Origin of the sequence: Moraxella sp. (assembly GCF_024227015.1) — a bacterium.
Classification (GTDB): Bacteria; Pseudomonadota; Gammaproteobacteria; order Pseudomonadales; family Moraxellaceae; genus Moraxella.
Window position 1 is genome coordinate 1 of sequence record NZ_JAAELD010000043.1, and the last position, 1,283, is coordinate 1,283.

The 1,283-nt window shown below is 44.4% G+C and carries 1 protein-coding gene; it reads left to right on the forward strand.

The window, feature by feature from the left end; translation table 11 throughout:
* Window positions 1-1,071: ABC transporter substrate-binding protein (locus GY683_RS00870; protein ID WP_297286954.1), on the forward strand; the 1,071-nt coding region annotated here is incomplete at its 5' end.
* Window positions 1,072-1,283: the final 212 nt, after the last annotated feature.

Sequence of the window (1,283 nt, forward strand, 5' to 3'; positions counted from 1 at the left end):
GTAAAACCTGTAAACCAAAAAGTCATCGAAGCGCTGGGTGATCAATGGACACGCGTGGGTAACTTTGTGGGTAATGGTCCATACACCCTAAAAGAGTGGCAAGTGAATGAGCGTATCGTGCTTGAGCGTAACCCGAACTATTACGATGATGCCAATACCACCATCAACAAAGTAACCTTGTTGGTGATCGGCTCTGATACTACCGACGTACAGCGTTATAAGGCAGGTGAAGTAGATATCACGGCTGATGCATTGCCACCGACACAGTTCAAGCAGCTACAAAGCGAGCTTGGTGATGAAGTAAAAGTTTCACCAAAACTATGCACCTATTATTATGAATTCAACCACACCAAAGCGCCGTTCGACGACGTGCGTGTACGCCGCGCGCTGTCGTTGGTGCTAGATCGCGACACCATCGTGGATAAGATTCTAGGTCAAGGTCAAAAAGTCGCCTACCAATTCACCCCTGAAGCCACCAATGGCATCAAGAATCATACGCCAGAGTGGAAATCATGGGATAAAGCCAAGCGCATCGAAGAAGCGAAGAAGCTTCTAAATGAAGCAGGCTACAGTGAATCAAATCCTCTAAAATTCGAACTGCTGTATAACACCAATGAGCAGCATAAAACGTTGGCGGTGGCAGCAGCATCGTTCTGGAAAGATGCGCTTGGATTCGTGGATGTGACACTGGCGAACCAAGAATGGAAAACTTACCTAGACACACGCAGAACTCAGAAGCATCAAATGTCTCGTGGCGGCTGGTGTGCTGACTATAACGAAGCTTCTACATTCTTGAATACGTTCCTATCGACCGACTCTAGCAACTATGGCAAATACAACAGCCCTGCATTTGATGCCATCATGGCGCAGACATTGGGCGCAGACGTGACACCTGAGCAGCGCGCTGAACTGTACCGTCAAGCTGAAGAAGTCCTGGACAAAGAAGCGGCAACCATCTTTGTTTATCAATACGTTGCACCGCGTCTGGTTAAGCCTTATGTATCAGGATTTGCGACCAACGACCCGCAAGGTCAGTGGCATGTCAAAGACCTAAAAATCTTGAAGCATTAATCAGAGCTCGCCAATCCTAAGCTTAGTGCTTGGGATTGGTACCAAAAACACATACTAATTTAGTATGTGTTTTTATTTGTGGTGTAGATCATGATAAGTGATTGATTATATTTGATTTTATGATGGATTTATTAAGATTTTGAATAAATGCTTTGCTTGATAAATTGATACAGACAAATCTTAACACAAACTAATTGGAATCATGTATAATA